We start from the raw sequence: 2857 nt of genomic DNA on the forward strand, positions 1-2857 counted from the left end.
CACGATCAAGAACATCTTCATCCACGTGCGCGCGATTCGCCGCATGACGATTTCGCAGAGCGACCGCGCGTCGCGCTCGATCGTCGACCATCTGCGCATCATCGAGGCGCTGGAAAAGCGCGATACCGAACTCGCCGAGCGGCTCGTGCGCGATCACTCGCTCGGTCTTGCGGCGTTCGTCGAAGCGAATTGCGATTTCCTCGATTGAGCGCGAACGCATTCGCGTGCGTCGGAGCGCATTGAAGAATCGAAGCCAGCGGAGCGCAAAGTCCGCTGGCTTTTTTCATGGCTCACGCGCGCGGGCGAGCCCAATACGTCGACTTCAACGCATCGCCTGCAACATCGTTTCGCCGAGCGCGGCGGGCGATTGCGCGACGTGAACGCCCGCCGAGCGCATCGCATCGATCTTCGCGCCCGCCGTGCCCTTGCCGCCCGAGATGATCGCGCCCGCGTGGCCCATCCGGCGCCCCGGCGGCGCGCTGGTGCCGGCGATGAAACCGACCACGGGCTTCGCCGTGCGCGAATCCTTCAGGAACTGCGCGGCGTCCTCTTCGGCCGATCCGCCGATTTCGCCGATCATGATGATGCCGTGCGTGTCGTCGTCGGCGAGAAACATTTCCAGGCAGTCGATGAAGTTCGTGCCGTTCACGGGGTCCCCCCCCAATGCCGATGCACGTGGTCTGCCCGAGGCCCGCCGCCGTGGTCTGCGCGACGGCTTCGTAAGTCAGCGTGCCCGAGCGCGACACGACGCCGATCTTGCCCGGCCGGTGAATATGGCCCGGCATGATGCCGATCTTGCACTGGCCCGGCGTGATGACGCCGGGGCAGTTCGGCCCGACCAGGCGCGTCGCCGAGCCGGCGAGCGCGCGCTTCACGCGCACCATGTCGATGACGGGAATGCCTTCTGTGATGCACACCACCAGCGGAACTTCCGCATCGACGGCTTCGAGAATCGCATCGGCGGCCATCGGCGGCGGCACGTAGATCACGGATGCGTTCGCCTGCGTCGCATCGACGGCATCGGCAACGGTGTCGAACACGGGCAGTCCGAGATGCGTCGTGCCGCCTTTGCCCGGCGTCACGCCGCCGACCATCTGCGTGCCGTACGCGAGCGCCTGTTCGGAATGAAACGAGCCTTGCGAGCCCGTGAAGCCCTGGCAGATCACTTTCGTGTTTCGATCGATCAGTACGGCCATGTCAGCTCACCTCCGTCGCGTTGTTTTCCCTGACTGCGGCCACGACCTTGCTCGCTGCGTCCGCAAGATGATCGGCCGATAGGATCGGCAGGCCGGAATCGCGCAGGATCTGCTTGCCGAGTTCGACATTCGTGCCTTCCAGCCGCACGACGAGCGGCACGCGCAGATCCACTTCGCGCGCCGCGCTCACGACGCCTTCGGCGATCACATCGCAGCGCATGATGCCGCCGAAAATGTTGACGAGAATGCCCGCGACTTTTTCGTCGCGCAGAATCAGCCGGAACGCGGTTGCGACGCGCTCTTTGGTCGCGCCGCCGCCGACGTCGAGAAAGTTCGCGGGCTCGCCGCCGTAGAGCTTGATGATGTCCATGGTCGCCATCGCGAGGCCGGCGCCGTTGACCATGCAGCCAATGTTGCCGTCGAGCGTCACGTAATTCAGGCCGTGTTTCGCGGCTTCGAGTTCGGCGGGATCTTCTTCGGCTTCGTCGCGCAGCGCTTCGACGGACGGATGACGGAAGAGGGCGTTGTCGTCGAAATTGATCTTCGCGTCGAGCGCGATCACGTCGCCTTGCTGCGTGACGACGAGGGGATTGATCTCGACAATCGACGCATCCAGTTCGACGAACGCGCGATACGCATTGGCGATGAACTGCGTCGCCGACTTGACCTGCTTGCCCGTCAAGCCACGACGGAAAGCGAGCTGGCGCGCGTGAAAGGGTTGCAGGCCCGTCGCGGGATCGATGGCGACCTTGAGGATTTTTTCCGGCGTGCGCGCGGCCACGTCCTCGATCTCCATGCCGCCTTCCGTCGACGCCATCACCGTGATGCGCGACGTGCCGCGGTCGATCAGCATGCCGAGATACAGCTCGCGCTCGATCGCGCAGCCTTCCTCAATATAGACGCGCTTCACTTCGCGGCCCGCCGGCCCCGTCTGCTTGGTGACGAGCACGTGCGACAGCATCTGCGCGGCATGCAGCCCGACGTCGCTGACCGACCGGACGACCCGCACGCCACCTTTGCCGTTCGGATCGCCGGCGAAACGTCCGGCGCCGCGCCCGCCCGCGTGGATCTGCGATTTGACCACCCAGGTCTCGCCGCCGATGGCGAGCGCCGCGTCTTCGGCCTCCTGCGGCGTGAACGCGACGCGCCCGTTCGGCACGGCCACGCCGTAGTCCCTCAGCAACGCCTTCGCCTGATATTCGTGAATGTTCATCTGTCTCCTCGAAAGTGGGCGGTCGGGTCAGGGTAGAAATATGGTATGTGATATATCAGATGTGGCTCGATCGGGGTTTTCCCTTTACAAAACCCGTTCCGCGGGCTCGAAAACGTCGCCTGAGCCTTGTTGGGTAAGGCGGATAAGCGGTTTTCGGGATTGTCCTTACGTCCATGAAAGCGCTTGCGACGATTTGATATATCACATACCGTATAGAACACGGGCGATCGAAAAATAGCCGACGCCTGATGCTCGGAGGGGACAGAACATGGGCAAAGCACTCGACGGTGTGCGCATTCTCGATTTCACGCATGTGCAGTCGGGGCCGACCTGCACGCAGCTGCTGGCATGGTTCGGCGCGGACGTGATCAAGGTGGAGCGTGCGGGCGCGGGCGACATCACGCGCGAGCAGCTGCGCGACGTGCCCGACGCCGACAGCCTGTACTTC

General features: G+C 64.1%; 3 protein-coding genes and 1 pseudogene. 2 read left to right on the forward strand and 2 right to left on the reverse strand.

The features are described from left to right. The coding region (locus tag H3V53_RS42650; RefSeq protein WP_336602965.1) for an FCD domain-containing protein at positions 1 to 208 on the forward strand (208 nt) is incomplete at its 5' end. Positions 209 to 322: 114 nt separating this feature from the next. Here H3V53_RS42650 and sucD read toward each other — a convergent pair. Both sucD and sucC read right to left on the reverse strand, forming a co-directional pair. Further along, positions 323 to 1196, reverse strand: a pseudogene (gene sucD / locus H3V53_RS42655) (succinate--CoA ligase subunit alpha). A gap of 1 nt (position 1197) precedes the next feature. Continuing rightward, a complete protein-coding gene (gene sucC, locus H3V53_RS42660) occupies positions 1198 to 2409 on the reverse strand; it encodes an ADP-forming succinate--CoA ligase subunit beta (protein ID WP_336602966.1) in 1212 nt (403 codons plus the stop codon). Between the two features lie 268 nt (positions 2410 to 2677). Between sucC and H3V53_RS42665 the strand changes: the two genes are divergently transcribed. Next, positions 2678 to 2857: CoA transferase (locus tag H3V53_RS42665; RefSeq protein ID WP_336602814.1), on the forward strand; the 180-nt coding region annotated here is incomplete at its 3' end.

Origin of the sequence: Paraburkholderia bengalensis (assembly GCF_037126505.1) — a bacterium.
Taxonomy (GTDB): Bacteria; Pseudomonadota; Gammaproteobacteria; order Burkholderiales; family Burkholderiaceae; genus Paraburkholderia; species Paraburkholderia bengalensis.